17 protein-coding genes are annotated in these 15,343 nt (G+C 68.6%); 12 read left to right on the top strand and 5 right to left on the bottom strand.

Going from position 1 to position 15,343, the window contains the following annotated elements:
- The first annotated feature begins 87 nt into the window (after positions 1–87).
- Positions 88–1,200, top strand: coding sequence for a lipid II:glycine glycyltransferase FemX (locus OG329_RS20470; protein WP_405797047.1), 1,113 nt, complete (start codon positions 88–90; stop codon positions 1,198–1,200).
- Positions 1,201–1,256: 56 nt separating this feature from the next.
- Here the strand turns inward: OG329_RS20470 and murF are convergent, their stop codons facing one another.
- On the bottom strand, positions 1,257–2,612 hold the full coding sequence (gene murF / locus OG329_RS20465) for a UDP-N-acetylmuramoyl-tripeptide--D-alanyl-D-alanine ligase (RefSeq protein WP_405797045.1): 1,356 nt from the start codon (positions 2,610–2,612) through the stop codon (positions 1,257–1,259).
- Positions 2,613–2,792: 180 nt separating this feature from the next.
- Between murF and vanH the strand changes: the two genes are divergently transcribed.
- Genes vanH through vanX form a run of 3 tightly spaced genes read left to right on the top strand, consistent with a single transcriptional unit; the run spans position 2,793 to position 5,438 of the window.
- A complete protein-coding gene (vanH, locus tag OG329_RS20460; protein WP_405797044.1) occupies positions 2,793–3,800 on the top strand; it encodes a D-lactate dehydrogenase VanH in 1,008 nt (335 codons plus the stop codon).
- Positions 3,793–4,833, top strand: a complete 1,041-nt coding sequence (vanA-Sc, locus tag OG329_RS20455; RefSeq protein ID WP_405797043.1) for a D-alanine--(R)-lactate ligase VanA-Sc — start codon at positions 3,793–3,795, stop codon at positions 4,831–4,833. The genes vanH and vanA-Sc overlap by 8 nt, the downstream gene beginning before the upstream one ends.
- Entirely contained in the window at positions 4,830–5,438 is a 609-nt protein-coding gene (gene vanX, locus OG329_RS20450; protein ID WP_405797041.1) for a D-Ala-D-Ala dipeptidase VanX, read from the top strand. The genes vanA-Sc and vanX overlap by 4 nt, the downstream gene beginning before the upstream one ends.
- Here vanX and OG329_RS20445 read toward each other — a convergent pair.
- Both OG329_RS20445 and OG329_RS20440 read right to left on the bottom strand, forming a co-directional pair.
- Positions 5,431–6,234: a hypothetical protein gene (locus tag OG329_RS20445; protein ID WP_405797040.1), complete on the bottom strand. Its 804-nt coding sequence runs from the start codon at positions 6,232–6,234 to the stop codon at positions 5,431–5,433. The genes vanX and OG329_RS20445 overlap by 8 nt on opposite strands.
- Positions 6,235–6,314: 80 nt before the next feature.
- Positions 6,315–6,941, bottom strand: a complete 627-nt coding sequence (locus OG329_RS20440; RefSeq protein ID WP_405797038.1) for a TetR/AcrR family transcriptional regulator — start codon at positions 6,939–6,941, stop codon at positions 6,315–6,317.
- 92 nt (positions 6,942–7,033) lie between these two features.
- On the opposite strand from OG329_RS20440, the gene OG329_RS20435 reads away from it, so the two are divergent.
- On the top strand, positions 7,034–7,924 hold the full coding sequence (locus tag OG329_RS20435; protein ID WP_405797036.1) for an NAD(P)-dependent oxidoreductase: 891 nt from the start codon (positions 7,034–7,036) through the stop codon (positions 7,922–7,924).
- Between the two features lie 165 nt (positions 7,925–8,089).
- Positions 8,090–8,530, top strand: coding sequence for a DUF6344 domain-containing protein (locus OG329_RS20430; RefSeq protein ID WP_405797035.1), 441 nt, complete (start codon positions 8,090–8,092; stop codon positions 8,528–8,530).
- Between the two features lie 276 nt (positions 8,531–8,806).
- On the opposite strand, the gene OG329_RS20425 is transcribed toward OG329_RS20430, so the two are convergent.
- Positions 8,807–9,490: a DUF5324 family protein gene (locus tag OG329_RS20425; protein ID WP_405797034.1), complete on the bottom strand. Its 684-nt coding sequence runs from the start codon at positions 9,488–9,490 to the stop codon at positions 8,807–8,809.
- Between the two features lie 349 nt (positions 9,491–9,839).
- Between OG329_RS20425 and OG329_RS20420 the strand changes: the two genes are divergently transcribed.
- Positions 9,840–10,367 carry a peptidylprolyl isomerase gene (locus tag OG329_RS20420; RefSeq protein ID WP_405797033.1) on the top strand — a complete coding sequence of 176 codons (528 nt, stop codon included), beginning with the start codon at positions 9,840–9,842 and terminating at the stop codon, positions 10,365–10,367.
- A gap of 202 nt (positions 10,368–10,569) precedes the next feature.
- Complete coding sequence (locus OG329_RS20415; protein WP_405797032.1) at positions 10,570–11,463, top strand: rhomboid family intramembrane serine protease; 894 nt, start codon at positions 10,570–10,572, stop codon at positions 11,461–11,463.
- Between the two features lie 286 nt (positions 11,464–11,749).
- On the opposite strand, the gene crgA is transcribed toward OG329_RS20415, so the two are convergent.
- Positions 11,750–12,007 carry a cell division protein CrgA gene (crgA, locus tag OG329_RS20410; protein WP_405797031.1) on the bottom strand — a complete coding sequence of 86 codons (258 nt, stop codon included), beginning with the start codon at positions 12,005–12,007 and terminating at the stop codon, positions 11,750–11,752.
- Between the two features lie 142 nt (positions 12,008–12,149).
- On the opposite strand from crgA, the gene OG329_RS20405 reads away from it, so the two are divergent.
- The 4 genes from OG329_RS20405 (at position 12,150) to OG329_RS20390 (ending at position 15,252) form a co-directional block, all read left to right on the top strand.
- Positions 12,150–12,917: a DUF881 domain-containing protein gene (locus OG329_RS20405; protein ID WP_405797030.1), complete on the top strand. Its 768-nt coding sequence runs from the start codon at positions 12,150–12,152 to the stop codon at positions 12,915–12,917.
- Positions 12,918–13,085: 168 nt separating this feature from the next.
- Positions 13,086–13,259 carry a hypothetical protein gene (locus OG329_RS20400; RefSeq protein WP_405797028.1) on the top strand — a complete coding sequence of 58 codons (174 nt, stop codon included), beginning with the start codon at positions 13,086–13,088 and terminating at the stop codon, positions 13,257–13,259.
- A complete protein-coding gene (locus tag OG329_RS20395) occupies positions 13,256–13,897 on the top strand; it encodes an aminodeoxychorismate/anthranilate synthase component II (RefSeq protein WP_405797026.1) in 642 nt (213 codons plus the stop codon). Before OG329_RS20400 ends, OG329_RS20395 begins: the two co-directional genes overlap by 4 nt.
- Positions 13,894–15,252 (top strand): class E sortase, encoded by a 1,359-nt coding sequence (locus tag OG329_RS20390; RefSeq protein WP_405797024.1) that lies wholly within the window; start codon positions 13,894–13,896, stop codon positions 15,250–15,252. Before OG329_RS20395 ends, OG329_RS20390 begins: the two co-directional genes overlap by 4 nt.
- Positions 15,253–15,343 lie beyond the last annotated feature (91 nt).

Raw genomic sequence — 15,343 nt, 5'->3', positions numbered from 1 at the left:
CGGCGCGAGGGCCGGCGTGCGGGCCGGCCTGAGGACGGCGGACCAGCGAGCCGAACCGCGCACCACCGAGGAGTTGGGACCGTGGGCATGAGTCTGACTGTCAAGCCGATCAGCGCCGCCGAGCACTTGGCGTTCGTACGGACACAGCGGTCGGTCAGCTTTCTCCAGACCCCGGCGTGGGGCCACGTCAAGACCGAGTGGCGCAGCCAGTCCCTCGGCTGGTACGACGGCCGGCGGTTGGTCGGCGCGGGGCTCGTCCTGCACCGACCCGTGCCGCGGTTCGAGCGCTTCACGCTGGCCTATCTGCCCGAGGGCCCGGCCATCGACTGGACCGGGCCGATCGACGCGTGGCTCGACCCGCTGGCGGCCTGCCTGAAGGCACAAGGCGCGTTCGCGATCCGGCTCGGCCCGCCGGTGCCCACGAACATCTGGAGCGCCGACCAGGTCAAGGAGGGCATCGCCGATCTGGGTATCAAGCGGCTGACCGAGATGTCCAGCCGGCAGGAGGACGCGGTCGGCGTCCGCGTGGCCGGTCGGCTCAGGGACGCCGGCTGGCTGCCGCAGAGCCCGGAGGACGGCTTCGGGGTCGGGCATCCGCAGTTCAAATACGAGATCCCGCTGGCCGGAAAGACCGAGGACGACCTGCTCGGCGGCATGAACCAGCTCTGGCGCCGCAACATCAAGAAGGCGGCCAAGGAGGGCGTCGAGGTCACGGTCGGCGAGGACCTGAAGGCGTTCCACGACCTGTACGTCCACACCGCCGGGCGCGACCGCTTCACGCCCCGGCCGCTGGGCTACTTCGAGACCATGTTCGCGGTGCTGCGTGCCGAGGACCCCGAGCGGATCAAGCTCTATCTGGCCCGTCACCGGGGCGACCTGGTCGCCGCCACCGTACTGATCCGCGTCGGTGCTCACGCGGTGTACGCCTACGGTGCCTCCTCCACCGAGAAGCGCGAGGTGCGCGGCTCCAACGCCTGTCAGTGGGCGATGATCCGCGATTCGCTGGCGGCCGGCTGCGACGTCTACGACCTGCGCGGCATCACCCCCACCCTCGACGCGGACGACCCGCACGTCGGGCTGATCCAGTTCAAGGTCGGCACCGGGGGCCGGGCGGTGAGGTACGTCGGCGAGTGGGACCTGCCGCTGCGGCCGATGGTCTACCGGGCCTTCGACCTCTACATGAAGCGGCGCGGGCGCTGAATCTTCCAGGTGGACTTCGGCCCGGTCCTGGCCCGGTCCTGGCCCGGACAGGCCGGCTAGACGAGCGCGGCGGCGATCTCGTCGAGGCGCGCTCCGCGGGAGCCCTTGACGAGCACCACATCGCCGGCGGCGATGTGGTCGCGCAGCCACTCGACGGCCGCGTCGTTGTCGGCCAGGACCACCGCCCGCTCTCCCGCGCCGTCGGCGATCGGCCGGGCGGCCTCGCCGACCACGGCCACCACATCGGCCCGCGAGACGGCGTACGCCCCGACGGCGCGGTGCTCGGCCGCACTGTCCTCGCCCAGCTCGAGCATCGTGCCGAGGACGGCGATACGGCGCCCGCCCTCGATCGCGGCCAGCGCGTCCAGGGCGGCGCGGGTCGAGTCGGGGTTGGCGTTGTACGAGTCGTTGAGCAGCGTCGCGCCACCGGCGAGGTCGCGCGGCTCCATGCGCCACCGCGAGAGCGAAGCCGTGGCCAGCGCCGCCGTGGCCGCGCCGAGGGGTACGCCGGCCGCCAGCCCCGCGGCCGCGGCGGCCGACGCGTTGAGCGCCTGGTGGGCGCCCAGCTGCGGCAGCGCGACCGGAACCGAGGCGCCGGCGGTACGCAGGGTGAAGGACGGCCGGCCCAGCCGGTCCAGCGCCAGGCCGAGCGCCCGCACGTCGGCGTGGCCGGCCCGGCCGAAGGTCAGCACCGGACCGCCGGTGAGCGAGCGCATCGCGACCACCCGGGGATCGTCGGCGTTCAGGACGGCGATGCCGCCGGGCGCCAGCCCCCGTACCAGCTCGCCCTTGGCCTCGGCGATGGCCGCGCGCGAACCGAACTCGCCGAGGTGGGCCTGGCCGACGTTGAGGACGACCGCGATGTCGGGCGCGACCAGGCCGGTGAGCGCGGCGATGTCGCCGATGTGGCGGGCTCCCATCTCCAGGACGAGGAAGCGGGTGGCCGCGTCGGCGCGCAGCATGGTGAGCGGCACGCCTAGCTCGTTGTTGAGCGAGCCGATCGTGGCGATCGTCGGCCCGGCGGCGTCCGAAGCGCCCGAAAGCACCGCCGCCAGCAGGTCCTTGGTGCTGGTCTTGCCCTGGGAGCCGGTCAGCCCGACCACGGTCAGGCCGTCGCGCAGCCGGGCCACCACGTGGGTGGCGAGCGCCTGTAGCGCGGCCCGGGTGTCCTCGACGACGACGGTGGGCAGCGGCGTGGGCCGGGAGCCGAGTACGGCCACCGCGCCGGCCCGGCCGGCCTGGGCGGCGTAGTCGTGGCCGTCCACGCGCTCACCGGAGAAGGCGACGAAGAGGGCGCCCGGCTCGGCCTGCCGGCCGTCGAGCACGGGCGGCGCGCTCACGGTGACGGCGCTGTCGCCCTCGACCGTCCCGCCGACGACCGCGGCGATCTCGCGGAGGCTGAGCGGGATCATGACCGGGCGGCGAGGGCAGTGAGTTCGCGGTAATTCATGCCTCCAGTCAACGGGGCCTGCTGTTTCCGGCGCGTATTCAGATTTCGATATGCCGACGATATGCGACCACTCGGTAACTTATGGTCCGCATATCGAAAATCGCATACGTGCCGACAACACCACGCTGCCTTGACTTGGGACATGTCCTACAGCGAACCAGCGACCTCGTCCTCCTCGGCCGCCCCGGCAACGGGACTCACCATTTATGGATGCGGGCAGGACGAGGCCGTTCTGTTCCGGGAGATGGCTCCCCGCTTCGGCGTCGTACCGACCATCGTGGAGGCGGCGGTATCCGAGGCCAACAGTGAACTGGCCGCCGGAAACCGGTGCGTCAGCGTGGGCCATAAAACGCGGATCGCGAATTCCACCCTGCTGGCACTCGGCCGGGCCGGCGTCACGTACATCTCCACAAGGAGCATCGGCTACAACCATATCGACAGGGAATACGCGGGACGGGTCGGCATCACCGTCGAAAATGTCGCCTACTCGCCCGACAGCGTTGCTGACTACACGCTGATGCTGATGCTGATGGCGGTACGGAACGCGAAATCCACCGTCCGCCGAGCCGACCTGCACGACTACCGGTTGAACGAAGTGCGCGGGAAAGAGCTACGCGACCTGACCATCGGCGTCGTAGGAACGGGACGCATCGGCACAGCAGTTGTGGACAGGCTGCGGGGTTTCGGCTGTCGAATACTGGCCCATGACAGTCACCCCGAGACCGCTGCCGATTACCTGCCACTCGATGAGTTGCTGCGGTCGAGCGACGTCGTCACGCTCCACGCACCGCTCAACGCGGATACGCATCATCTCCTCAATCGTCAGCGTATCGAGCAGATGAAACACGGCGCGTTCATCATCAATACCGGGCGAGGTCAACTGCTGGACACCCAGTCCCTTGTTTCGGCCCTGGAAAACGGCAGATTGGGCGGTGCCGCGCTGGACGTCCTCGAAGGAGAGGAAGGAATTTTCTACGCCGACCGCAGAGACACGCCAATCGAGAGCAAGTCGTTGTTGCGACTCCAAGAGCTGCCGAATGTGCTCATCACTCCACACACCGCCTATTACACGGACCACGCCCTGAGCGACACGGTCGAAAACTCCATCATCAACTGTCTGAAATTCGAAAGCGGGAATCGGCATGGCTAGGTTGAAGGTCGGCGTCATATTCGGAGGATCTTCCGAAGAACACCCCGTCTCCGTCAAGTCCGTGCAACAGGTCGCCCGACACCTCGATATCGAGAAGTATGAACCGTTCTACGTCGGAATCACGCGGAGCGGTGCCTGGAAGCTCTGTGACGGGCCCGGCGCGGACTGGGAGAACGGCAGGTGCCGTCCGGCCGTGCTGTCACCGGACAGGAGCGTCCACGGACTGCTCGTTCTGGAGGACGGGAAATACGACTCGATCAGTCTGGACGTCGTATTGCCCGTTCTGCACGGCAGGCTCGGTGAGGACGGTGCGATACAGGGTCTGCTGGAACTGTCCGGAATCCCCTACGTAGGCTGCGATATCCAGAGCTCCGCTCTGTGCATGGACAAATCCCTCACCTACATGGTCGCCCGAAGCGCGGGAATCGCGACGCCGAATTTCTGGACCGTCACGGCGGACGACGACATCGACCGCGATCTGCTCACCTACCCCGTCTTCGTGAAGCCGGCCCGTTCGGGGTCGTCCTTCGGCGTCAGCAAGGTGTCACGAAAAGAGGAACTGCTGACTGCGGTGGAAACCGCGAGGCAGTACGACTCGAAGGTGCTGATCGAAGAGGCTGTCTCCGGCAGTGAGATCGGCTGCGCCATCCTGGGGAACGAGCCGGATCTGGTCGCGGGCGAGGTGGATCGAATCGCGCTGACTCACGGCTTCTTCCAGATCCATCAGGAAGCGGAGCCCGAAAGCGGCTCCGACAACTCGACAGCGATCGTTCCCGCCGACATTCCGGAGCAGTCGCGAGCGCTCGTTCAGGAGACGGCGAAGGCCGTGTACCGCGCCTTGGGATGCAGGGGACTGTCGCGCGTGGACATGTTCCTCAGGGACGACGGGGAAGTCGTCCTCAACGAGGTCAACACGCTGCCCGGCCTGACCTCGTACAGCCGCTACCCGAGGATGATGGCGGCTGCCGAGCTGCCGCTTTCCGACGTGATCGACCGGCTGGTGTCGTCGGCATTGGCGGGGAAGACCCGATGAACGATGATTTCGTCTTCGTGGACGAGCGTGTGCCCGCCATACGCTGGGATGCCAAGTACGCCACCTGGGACAATTTCACCGGAAAGCCGGTGGACGGATATCTGGCGAATCGAATCGTGGGCACGAGGGCGCTGTGCACAGCTCTGGAAAAGGCGCAGGGAAAGGCCGAATCGCTCGGCTTCGGCCTGCTTCTCTGGGATGGTTACCGCCCGCAACGCGCCGTGGACTGCTTTGTGCGATGGTCACGACTTCCGGAGGACGGCCGGACGAAACCACGGCACTATCCGAATATCGACAGAGCCGAGATGTTCGAGAGGGGATATGTGGCCACCAGGTCGGGCCACAGCCGTGGCAGCACCGTTGACCTGACCCTGTATCACCTGGCCACCGGTGAACTCGCCCCCATGGGCGGTGACCATGACCTGATGGATTCGATCTCACATCATGGAGCAGAAGGGATCACGCGAAGCGAAGCAACAAACCGTCAGCGTCTCTGCTCCATCATGGCCGACGGCGGCTTTCGCTCGTACGACTGCGAATGGTGGCACTACACACTGGAAGAAGAACCCTATCCGGACACCTATTTCGACTTTCCCCTCACATAGGTGATCCGGCCGAAGAAGACTCCCGGCGGAGCAGTTCCTCGCAGTGGGTGCGCAGGCGTCGGGGCCAGCGGTCCTGCCAGGCCCGCCACAGGAGCACCTGTACGACCACCAGGACGAGCGCGGCGCAGGCGGCGGCGCCGAGCGCCAGCGCCACCAGTGCGAGGGCCTTCTCGAATCCCCCGGGCCCCGCGTCGGTGTCGCCGAAGGCGCCCGACGCCATCAGGACAGTGGTGTTGAGCGCGACCCATCCCGCGCCGATCAGCGCCGCGGTCCACGGCGCGCGTCGGGCATTGTCGTCGCGCCGTGTGCGCCGAAGGGGCAGATGGCCGGACAGCCGTTCCCGGTGCGCGGCGCAGGCCTTCTTGAAAGCGGGGTGATCCGCGAGCTCCCGCGCCGTCACCGGGCGTCCGGCGGACCGGGAATCGCGGACGAATCGCCATGCCGCCAGGGTCAGCGGATGCTCCGGAGGCGTCGCGTCCCTGGGGTCGGTCACGTCGGGCGGCGGTACGAGCCCTTCCCGCGCGTCGGTGTGCACGGGCCCCTCGGCGGTCAGTGCCCGCAGGGCCAGCTCCGCCGCGAGGTGTTCCCGGTACCAGGTCGATGTCCACGTCCGGCTGTATCCGCACCGGGTCAGCCAGGTCGCGTGGTACGCGTCCAGCTCCCCCGACGCGATCAGACGCTCCGTCACCCGCAGATCGGAGCGGTGACTCCACAGGGCCAGGACGCCGATCCCCGCGTTCAGCAGCACCAGGAGCCCACTCGTGCTCAGCACGAGCCACGCCACGCCATCGTTCATAGCGACAAGGATCGGATCGTTCCCCCGTCCTGGCCAGGGTGAGCCGTGTCCCCGTCTCGCACCAATGGCCTGACGTGGGCTCAGGAATCTGTCGCCGGCGGGGTGTAGAGGTCGATGAGCTGGGCGAGGTGACGTCCCGCGGTCAGCAGGGGGCGCTCGCTGCGGGACACCTGGGCCGCCAGTTCGGCGCCTTCCAGGGTGCTGATCACCGTATGGGCCAGGTCGTGGGCGTCGTCCTCGGCGATGCCGGCGCGGTGAAGTCGGGCATACACCAAGTCGCGCCAGTTCGCGAACGCGGCAGCCGCGGCCTCCTGGATGTCGGGCGCGCGGCCCGCCGTACCCAGGGCGGTGGAGGTGACGGGGCAGCCCTCGATCCAGTCGGACTCGCGCAGCCCCTCCGCGAGACGGTGCGCGCAGTCGATCACCGCCTGGGCGGGGTCGGCCGCACGGTCGAGGGCCAGGCGCAGTTCGTCGGCGAACTCGCGGTCCCCGTGTTCGATCGCGGCGACCGCCAACTGCTGCTTGCCGCCGGGGAAGAAGTGGTAGACCGATCCGAGTGTGGCTCCGGCCTCGGTGGAGATCTGTTTGATCCCCGTGCCGTCGTAGCCCTGGCGCTGCATCAGCAGCGAGGCCGCCCGGACGATCCTCTCGCGCGTGCCGACGGGACGCCCCGCACCCGTGGTGAGGTCCTGCTCCGCCGTCTTCACAGCAGAAGCCTACTGGATAGAACGCTCGCTCTAGAGGCGTGTTAGGTTTTCCACTGGATAGAGCGTTCGTTCTAGTGAGAGTGGAGCATGTGATGAGTACGCCTACGAGTGCCCCGGCGGTGACGGTGATCGGCCTCGGCCCCATGGGACGGGCGATGGCGGGCGCGTACCTGGACAAGGGCTACGCGGTGACGCTGTGGAACCGCAGCGCGGGCAAGGCGGACGCGCTGGTGGCCAGGGGCGCGACCCTGGCCACGTCGGTCGACGAGGCCCTTGGCGCCGGCGGCCCGGTGGTTCTCAGCCTGACCGACTACGACGCGATGTACGCGATCCTCGAACCGGCCGTCGCGAGCCTGCCGGGACGGGTGATCGTCAATCTGACCTCGGACACCCCGGAGCGGGCGCGGGCGGCGGCGCACTGGTTCGCCGGCCACGGCGCACGCCATCTGACCGGCGGGGTGAACACACCGCCCTCCGGTATCGGCACGTCGGACGTCTTCACCTTCTACAGCGGTCCCCGCGACCTGTTCGAGGAGCTGACGCCGGCGCTTGAGGTGCTGACCGGCACCGACTACCGGGGCGCGGACCAGGGGCTGGCGGCGCTGTACTACCAGATCGGGATGGATCTGTTCTGGACGACGATGACCGCCTGGGTGCACGCCCTCGCGATCGCGGACGCCAACGGCATCTCAGCGGCGGAATTCCTGCCGTACGCGTCGCAGAGCACGGGCGGGATGTCGCGGTTCTTCGAGTTCTACACGCCCCGGATCGACGCGGGCGAGTTCCCCGGTGATGTGGACAGGCTCGCCATGGGGGTGGCCAGTATCGAGCACGTCCTGCACACCACCGAGGCGGCCGGGGTCGACACCGCACTGCCGAAGGCGGTCCTGGAGCTGTTCGGGCGAGGAATGGCGGGCGGTCACGCCGACGACAGCTTCACCAGCCTTTTCGAGGTGCTGAAGGGCAGTCCGAAGGCCGCCTGACGCGGCATCACAAACGATTAACGGCACTCGTTGCACCGTACGGGTGGTGTTCATCAGAAGAACTGCGCAGTGGCGGCGTTGGTCCCTCGATTCCCAAGATGCGTACACATCATGTGGAAGGTATGTAGATCGCTCAACCCGAGCGCAACCTGAAAGCGAGGGGCCATGGCCGCCTTCAAGGTCAAGAATCTGTGGACCGTCTTCCTGACCGCGTTCTTCGCGGTGCTCACCACCCTGGGGCTGACCGCTCCCGCCGCCGCGGCGGACGCCGCCGTACAGCAGCCCGCCGAGCAGCCCGCGAAGGGTGACCGTTCGGACCGTTCGCCGGTCGCCGCCGAGGCGCGGGGCGGAGGTGGAGGCGGAGTTGGAGTCGGAGTCGGAGTCGGAGTCGAGGAGGCACCCGCCGTGCGACGGGCACTGCCCCGGAGCGCGCGGCCGGCGGACACGTCCCGGCCGCCGACCATCGAGCAGCGTATCCGCGCGGAAGCTCACGGTTCGTCACCTTCGGTCCGGCGCCTGCCCGTCGACACCCGTACGGACGCCGACGTGGCGCGTGACAACGAGGCCGCTGCCGCCGCCGACGCGGCGCTCGTGGCGGCGGCGTGAGGAACCGGGATTCCCTCAGGACTCCCGGTGCCCGCACCACGCGGAGCATCCCCACCACGCACGACGCCCGCGACACCGTCTCGGCCGTACCGGACTTGACCCCACCGGTCTCACCCGCACCGGACCCGGCCGGCGTCACCCGCGTCACCCGCGTCACCCGCAGTGCCCGCAGTGCCCGCCGTGCCGAACCAGCCAGGCCGCCGCATCACCCGCGCCGGCCGCGACAGTCGTCGTACGGCGACAGCACCACCAGTCGTACGGATCACCGGTCACCCGTCACGGGCGGTTGTCGCGATCCCTCGCCTCTTCTTCCTCGGCCTGCTTGGCCTTCACCTCCGGATCGAGCGCACTCTGGCTGCCGTCGACGGACGACAGCGACGTGTCGCGCTCGGAGACCTCTGTAGGAGCGGGCGGTTCCACCAGCCAGTCGGGATTGGCCTGCTTGTCCCACCACTTCCACGCGGCGACAGCGCCACCGGTCAGTACACCGAGGACCAACAGGCCCTTGGCGAGCCGTCCGGCCCTGGCCCGTCGCTCATGCTTCCTCACAAGCTTCTGGACCTCCTTCACCGTGATCTGACCACGCAGCGCGGCGAGGGCGGCGGCGGAACGTGCCGCTGCCTGCCCGGCGACCGGCTGTGCGACGGAGACCGCGTGCTCGACGCGCGGCACCGTGTAGTCGGCGGCCTGACGCGCGGCCTTACGCGTCCGTGCGGCGGCACGATGTGCTGCCACGTCGACCTTTGGGGGCACATGCGGCGCCACGTGGGTGCCGTACTTAGCACACGCCTGCTTCGCGGCCTTCGACACCTTCGGTGCGAGCCGGACGCGGGCTTCTTCGGCGTACAACGCGGCCTGTTCCTTGGCCGTCTCGGCGTAGGGTGCCACCGCTTCCGCGGCGTGCAGCACGCTCTCCCTCGCCGAATCGGTGGCGGCGCGCACGCTGTCCATGCGGGTCACAGGATCCTCCTCCTCGGTGGCGGTCAGGGGCTAGGGGGTTTCCCCCGTTAATTGGACAAAGATCCGCCTGTCCACCCAGATCGAAATCATGCCTGCCGCCCGCCGGACCGGCATGCGGTGCGGGCATCCGGGTCAACGAAGTCGACTTGGGGCGATGCTCGGGCATTGCGGTGCAAGGGGAGCTTCCGGACGACAATGCCACGGTTCGCCGTGCCGCGCCCCGGCAAAGCCATGACTGCCTCGCCTTTCTCCCGCCGCCGCCCGACCCTTGAGGGGTACGGGGCGGGCGACCCGCTCGGCGGCCGTGCGAGGATCGACAGAGTCAGAGCAGACTCACGGAAGGCAGATCGTGGCCGAGCAGCTTTACGCCACCCTGAAGACCAACCACGGCGATATCGAGATCCGGCTCCTGCCGAACCACGCGCCGAAGACGGTCAAGAACTTTGTGGAGCTCGCCAAGGGCGAGCGTGAATGGACCAACCCGGCGACCGGCAAGAAGTCCAGCGACAAGCTGTACGACGGCACGGTCTTCCACCGGGTCATCAGCGGTTTCATGATCCAGGGCGGAGACCCGCTGGGTAACGGCACCGGTGGTCCTGGCTACGAGTTCGGGGACGAGTTCCACCCGGACCTCGCCTTCGACAAGCCGTACCTCCTGGCCATGGCGAACGCGGGACCGGGCACCAACGGCTCGCAGTTCTTCGTCACCCTGGCGCCCACCGCGTGGCTGACCCGCAAGCACACCATCTTCGGTGAGGTCACCGACGAGGCGAGCAAGAAGGTCGTGGACTCCATCGGATCCACGCAGACCAACGCGCGCACCGACCGCCCGGTGGAGGAAGTCAAGATCGAGTCGGTCGTCGTCGAGTCCCGCTGAGGACTGTCCGACGGACAGGTCCCCGGGCCGCCGGCACATCGCCGTAGGCCGGGGCGCACCCGCCCCTTCGGACGCGTCACGACGCCGTCTCGGATTCCCCTTCGGGGAACCATCCCGCCCTGCCCGTCCGTAGTGGTTACATACCGGACGGGGAGGGCGGTGCGCTGTGCTCCTCCCGCCGCAACGAGCACCGAGGGGACCGATGGACCAGCAGCACGGGGGCCCGGACCGGCCCGCCGCCGACACGACACCCCACTGTTACCGGCACCCGGACCGTGAGACGGGCATCCGCTGCACTCGCTGCGAGCGCCCCATCTGTACGGACTGCATGATCAGCGCCTCCGTCGGATTCCAGTGCCCGAACTGCGTACGGGAGGGATCCGGCTCGGGCATCTCCCCGACCGCCGCCCGCCCGCGCACGATCGCCGGCGGCACCATCTCCGCCGACCCCCGGCTGCTCACGAAGATCCTGCTGGGGCTGAATCTCACGGTCTTCGTCGCCGTCCTGGTCAGTGAGCAGCGCGTCGTCGGCGAGCTGGATCTCATCGGGCTCGCCTACAACACGGATCTCGGCCAGGTCGTGGGCGTCGCCGACGGGCAGTGGTATCGCCTGTTCACGGCGGTGTTCCTGCACCAGGCCGTATGGCACATCGCGTTCAACATGCTGGGGCTGTGGTGGCTCGGCGGTCCGCTGGAGGCGGCGCTGGGGCGGGTGCGCTTTCTCGCCCTGTATCTGATCTCCGGTCTGGCGGGCAGCGCCCTGACCTATCTGCTCGCCGAGCCGAACCAGCCGTCGCTCGGTGCCTCGGGCGCGATCTTCGGTCTTCTGGGTGCCACGGCCGTACTGATGCGCCGGCTGAACTACGACATGCGGCCGGTCTTCGCGCTGCTGGCGCTGAACCTGCTCTTCACGTTCACCTGGTCCGGGATCGCCTGGCAGGCGCATCTCGGCGGTCTGGTCGCGGGCACGGTGATCGCCGTGGGCCTCGTGCACGCGCCGCGTGAGCGGCGGGCGCTGGTGCAGTGGGGCACGTGTGCGGTGGTGCTGCTGGCCACGATCGCGCTCGTCGTGCTCAGGAACGGCCAGCTCACCTGAGGGCCGCCGGAGGCACCGGGGGTCCCTGAAGCACACAGTTGTCCACAGCGTGTGGCGGATCTTGTGCAATCTGTGGGGGAACATCAGTGCCCCTTGTCGCTGATCAGGGTTTTCCCAGCAGAGACAAGGGGCCGAGACGCTTCATCACATCGGCCGAAGCGGGTGCTCCAGTCACACCGGCGTCAACCTGCCGTGGAGTTATCCACAGATCGTCAGACCTTTTCCCCCGGCTGTGGACAGCACTGTGGATAAGTCTCTGGGCAGAGGTTGACGCCGGCCGCGGCCCTTACTTCCACTGGGTGGAGACACCGAAGCCGGCGGCGATGAAGCCGAAGCCGACCACGATGTTCCAGTTGCCGAAGGCGTCGATCGGCAGCGAGCCGTCGGTCACATAGAAGACGACGATCCAGGCCAGCCCGACGAGGAACAGCGCGAGCATGACCGGCGCCACCCAGCTCCGGTTGGACAGCCTTATGGTGGTCGACTGCTTCGCCGCGGGGGGCGGCGTGAAATCGGCCTTCTTGCGGATACGTGACTTCGGCACGAGGGACTCTCCTGTCGATGCGCTGCGTGACCGCGCAGGTAACTGAAACGGTGTGCCGGGGGTGAGGAGCAGGGGGAACGCCGGCTCCCCCGGGCGTCCGTTAGCGTAGTGCTTCCGTGGCGCCTAAGGAGATAAGGGTACGTTGAGCAATTCTGCCGACTCCCCCGAAGGGCCGGTCCGCCGACCGAGCCGGCGGCCGGTCCGGCTGCTCACGGCCGGGGTCTTCGCCCTCGCCGGCCTCATCTTCGTCACCAGTTTCAATACGGCGAAGGGCACCAACCTCCGTACGGACGACTCGCTGCTCAAGCTCTCGGACCTGATCCAGGAGCGCAGCGACAAGAACGCGGCGCTGGAGGAGTCCACCGGCGCCGTACGGGAGAACGTCGACGCTCTCGCCAGCCGCGACGCCGGTTCCACGGAGGCCCAGGACGCGAAACTGCGCGGTCTGGAGAACGCCGCGGGCACCAAGAAGGTCTCGGGCCAGGCCCTCACCGTCACCCTCGACGACGCCCCGCCGGACGCCACGGCCAGTCCCGGCTACCCGGAACCGCAGGCCAACGACCTGGTCATCCACCAGCAGGACCTCCAGGCCGTCGTCAACGCGCTCTGGCAGGGCGGCGCGAGCGGCATCCGCGTCATGGACCAGCGGCTGATCTCCACCAGCGCGGTGCGCTGCGTCGGCAACACCCTGATCCTCCAGGGCCGGGTCTACTCACCGCCGTACAAGATCACGGCCGTGGGGGACCAGGGCAAGCTCCAAAAGGCGCTCGAGGATTCGCCCGCGATCCAGAACTACCAGTTGTACGTCCAGGCGTACGGCCTGGGGTGGACGGTCGAGGAGCACGGCGAGACCACGCTCCCCGGCTACACGGGCACCGTGGATCTCCACTACGCGAAGCCGGTGGAGTAGTCCGGCCCAACCGTTGGGCCGCGCCGTCCTCTTACAGAAGAAGAGGGCAACGGCACACCTGACCCATGCGCCGCCCACGTGACCCCGCGGCCCCTTAGTCTGGTTCGGTATCGCGCACGCCGGTACGGCGGTGTGGGCGCGGAACGGGTACGGAACGGAAGGGACAGCATGTACGGCTGGATCTGGCGGCATCTGCCGGGCAACGTGTGGGTGCGGGCGGTCATCGCGCTCGTGCTGGCGCTGGCGGTCGTCTTCGTGCTGTTCCAGTACGTCTTCCCGTGGGCGGAGCCCATTCTGCCGTTCGGGGACGCGACGATGACCGGCGCGGGAGGCACCCCATGAGCGGTGCCCGCGTCCTCGTCGTGGACAACTACGACAGCTTCGTCTTCAACATCGTTCAGTATCTGTACCAGCTCGGCGCCCAGTGCGAGGTGCTGCGCAACGACGAGGTGTCGACGGCGCACGCCCAGGACGGCTTCGACGGCGTGATGCTCTCCCCCGGCCCCGGTACGCCCGAACAGGCCGGTGTCTGCGTCGACATGGTGCGCCACTGCGCCGCGACCGGCGTCCCCGTCTTCGGAGTGTGCCTCGGGATGCAGTCGATGGCGGTGGCGTACGGCGGTGTGGTGGGCCGGGCCCCCGAACTGCTGCACGGCAAGACCTCGTTGGTCACGCACGAGGGCAAGGGCGTGTTCGCCGGGCTGCCCTCGCCCTTCACCGCGACCCGCTACCACTCGCTCGCGGCGGAGCCCGCCGAACTGCCGGACGAGCTGGAGGTCACCGCGCGTACGGCGGACGGCATCATCATGGGGGTACGCCACCGTGAACTGCCCGTCGAGGGAGTGCAGTTCCACCCCGAGTCCGTCCTGACCGAGCACGGTCATCTGATGCTGGCCAACTGGCTGGCGCAGTGCGGTGATCCGGGCGCCGTGGGCCGGTCGGCGGGCCTGGCGCCGGTGGTGGGCAAGGCGGTCGCGTGACCGCACTCCGCCCCGAGCACGACGCGGGATACGGCGCCTCGTACGAGCAGCGGGAATCGTACGAGGAACCGGGCGCGTTCGAGGCGGCGGTGGATGGACTCGCGGATCCGTTGAACGATCCGCTCCCCGGGCAGGTCGCCCCGCCGACTCCGGCGCCGGCCCCGCCCTCTCCTGCTCCCTCTTCGCCTGCGCCTTCTGCGGCTCCCGGCCCCTGGGCGGCGGGGGACGGGATATCGCAGCCGCAGCCGCAGCCGCAGCCGCAGCCTTCGGCGGAGCAGGAGTGGTCGGGGTACGGGCCCTATCCGTACGAGGCTCAGGCGCCCGCATCCTCGCCCGCCCCGCCACCTGATCCCGGTCCGCCGTACGTCCCCGTCCGGGACGACGAGACCGTCGGTCTCCGTACGGAGGACACCCGCCGCGCCCCGGTGAGTGTTGGGGTCACCGGCGGCGCCGGGGAAGCCACGGCCCTGCTGCCCACCGTCCCCGAATCCGCCGCGGACCGGCCGGTGCGGACCGAACCGGCCACCGGGGGCCGCGCCGAGCGGCGTAAGGCGGCCAAGGGCGGCCGTGGACGGGGTCGTAGGCGCCCGGAAGGCTCGGGGAGCCCCGAGAGTGCGCCGGAGACCTCAGCGCCCGCCAGGCCGCTCTCCCGCGTCGAGGCGCGGCGGGCCGCCCGTGCCCTCAAGGACAGTCCGGGAGTGATCCTCAGCCGCGCGGTCGGCGAGATCTTCATCAGTCTCGGTGTGCTGATGCTGCTGTTCGTCACGTACCAGCTCTGGTGGACGAACATCCGGGCCGATCTCTACGCGGGCAAGGAGACGGACAAGATCCGGGCGGAATTCGCGGAGGGCCGCCAGCCCGGGGTCTTCGAGCCCGGCAAGGGTTTCGCGATCATGCATATCCCCAAGCTCGACGTGGTCGTTCCGATCGCCGAGGGGATCGACAAGTCGACCGTGCTGGACAACGGCATGGTCGGCCACTATTCGGAGGGCCGGCTCAAGACGGCGATGCCGTCCGACAAGCAGGGCAACTTCGCGGTCGCGGGACACCGCAACACCCACGGTGAACCTTTCCGGTACATCAACCGCCTGAAGCCCGGCGACAAGATCATCGTGGAGACGCAGGACGCCTACTTCACCTACGACATGGCGAGTATCCTCCCGCAGACCTCGCCGTCGAACGTCGGTGTGATCTCTCCCGTGCCGCCCGGTTCCGGATTCACGGAGCCCGGCCGATACATCACGCTGACGACCTGTACGCCGGAATTCACCAGTACGTATCGAATGATCGTGTGGGGCAAGATGGTTGAGGAACGGCCACGCGACGAGGGAAAGCCCGACGCGCTCGTCGGCTGAACGGATCACGACGGAGACCAGGGACCAGGGACCAGGGGACGGGTGCTGTGGCAGCGGGAACAGAGCACGGCGACGGGCATGCGACAGCATC

It is taken from the genome of Streptomyces sp. NBC_01506 (assembly GCF_045040295.1).
In the GTDB taxonomy this organism is placed as follows: Bacteria; Actinomycetota; Actinomycetes; order Streptomycetales; family Streptomycetaceae; genus Streptomyces.
The sequence above is the reverse complement of the archived record's forward strand: the minus strand, read 5'-3'. Positions and strand labels throughout refer to the sequence as shown.

What these genes read in the sequence shown, in the direction of transcription:
- OG329_RS20430 (WP_405797035.1), top strand. Translation starts at nt 8,090, where the DNA reads ATGGCCGCCTTCAAGGTCAAGAATCTGTGGACCGTCTTCCTGACCGCG.
- OG329_RS20445 (WP_405797040.1), bottom strand. Translation starts at nt 6,234, where the DNA reads ATGAACGATGGCGTGGCGTGGCTCGTGCTGAGCACGAGTGGGCTCCTG.
- murF (WP_405797045.1), bottom strand. Translation starts at nt 2,612, where the DNA reads ATGATCCCGCTCAGCCTCCGCGAGATCGCCGCGGTCGTCGGCGGGACG.
- OG329_RS20400 (WP_405797028.1), top strand. Translation starts at nt 13,086, where the DNA reads ATGTACGGCTGGATCTGGCGGCATCTGCCGGGCAACGTGTGGGTGCGG.
- OG329_RS20470 (WP_405797047.1), top strand. Translation starts at nt 88, where the DNA reads ATGAGTCTGACTGTCAAGCCGATCAGCGCCGCCGAGCACTTGGCGTTC.
- OG329_RS20435 (WP_405797036.1), top strand. Translation starts at nt 7,034, where the DNA reads ATGAGTACGCCTACGAGTGCCCCGGCGGTGACGGTGATCGGCCTCGGC.
- vanA-Sc (WP_405797043.1), top strand. Translation starts at nt 3,793, where the DNA reads ATGGCTAGGTTGAAGGTCGGCGTCATATTCGGAGGATCTTCCGAAGAA.
- vanX (WP_405797041.1), top strand. Translation starts at nt 4,830, where the DNA reads ATGAACGATGATTTCGTCTTCGTGGACGAGCGTGTGCCCGCCATACGC.
- OG329_RS20415 (WP_405797032.1), top strand. Translation starts at nt 10,570, where the DNA reads ATGGACCAGCAGCACGGGGGCCCGGACCGGCCCGCCGCCGACACGACA.
- vanH (WP_405797044.1), top strand. Translation starts at nt 2,793, where the DNA reads ATGTCCTACAGCGAACCAGCGACCTCGTCCTCCTCGGCCGCCCCGGCA.
- OG329_RS20395 (WP_405797026.1), top strand. Translation starts at nt 13,256, where the DNA reads ATGAGCGGTGCCCGCGTCCTCGTCGTGGACAACTACGACAGCTTCGTC.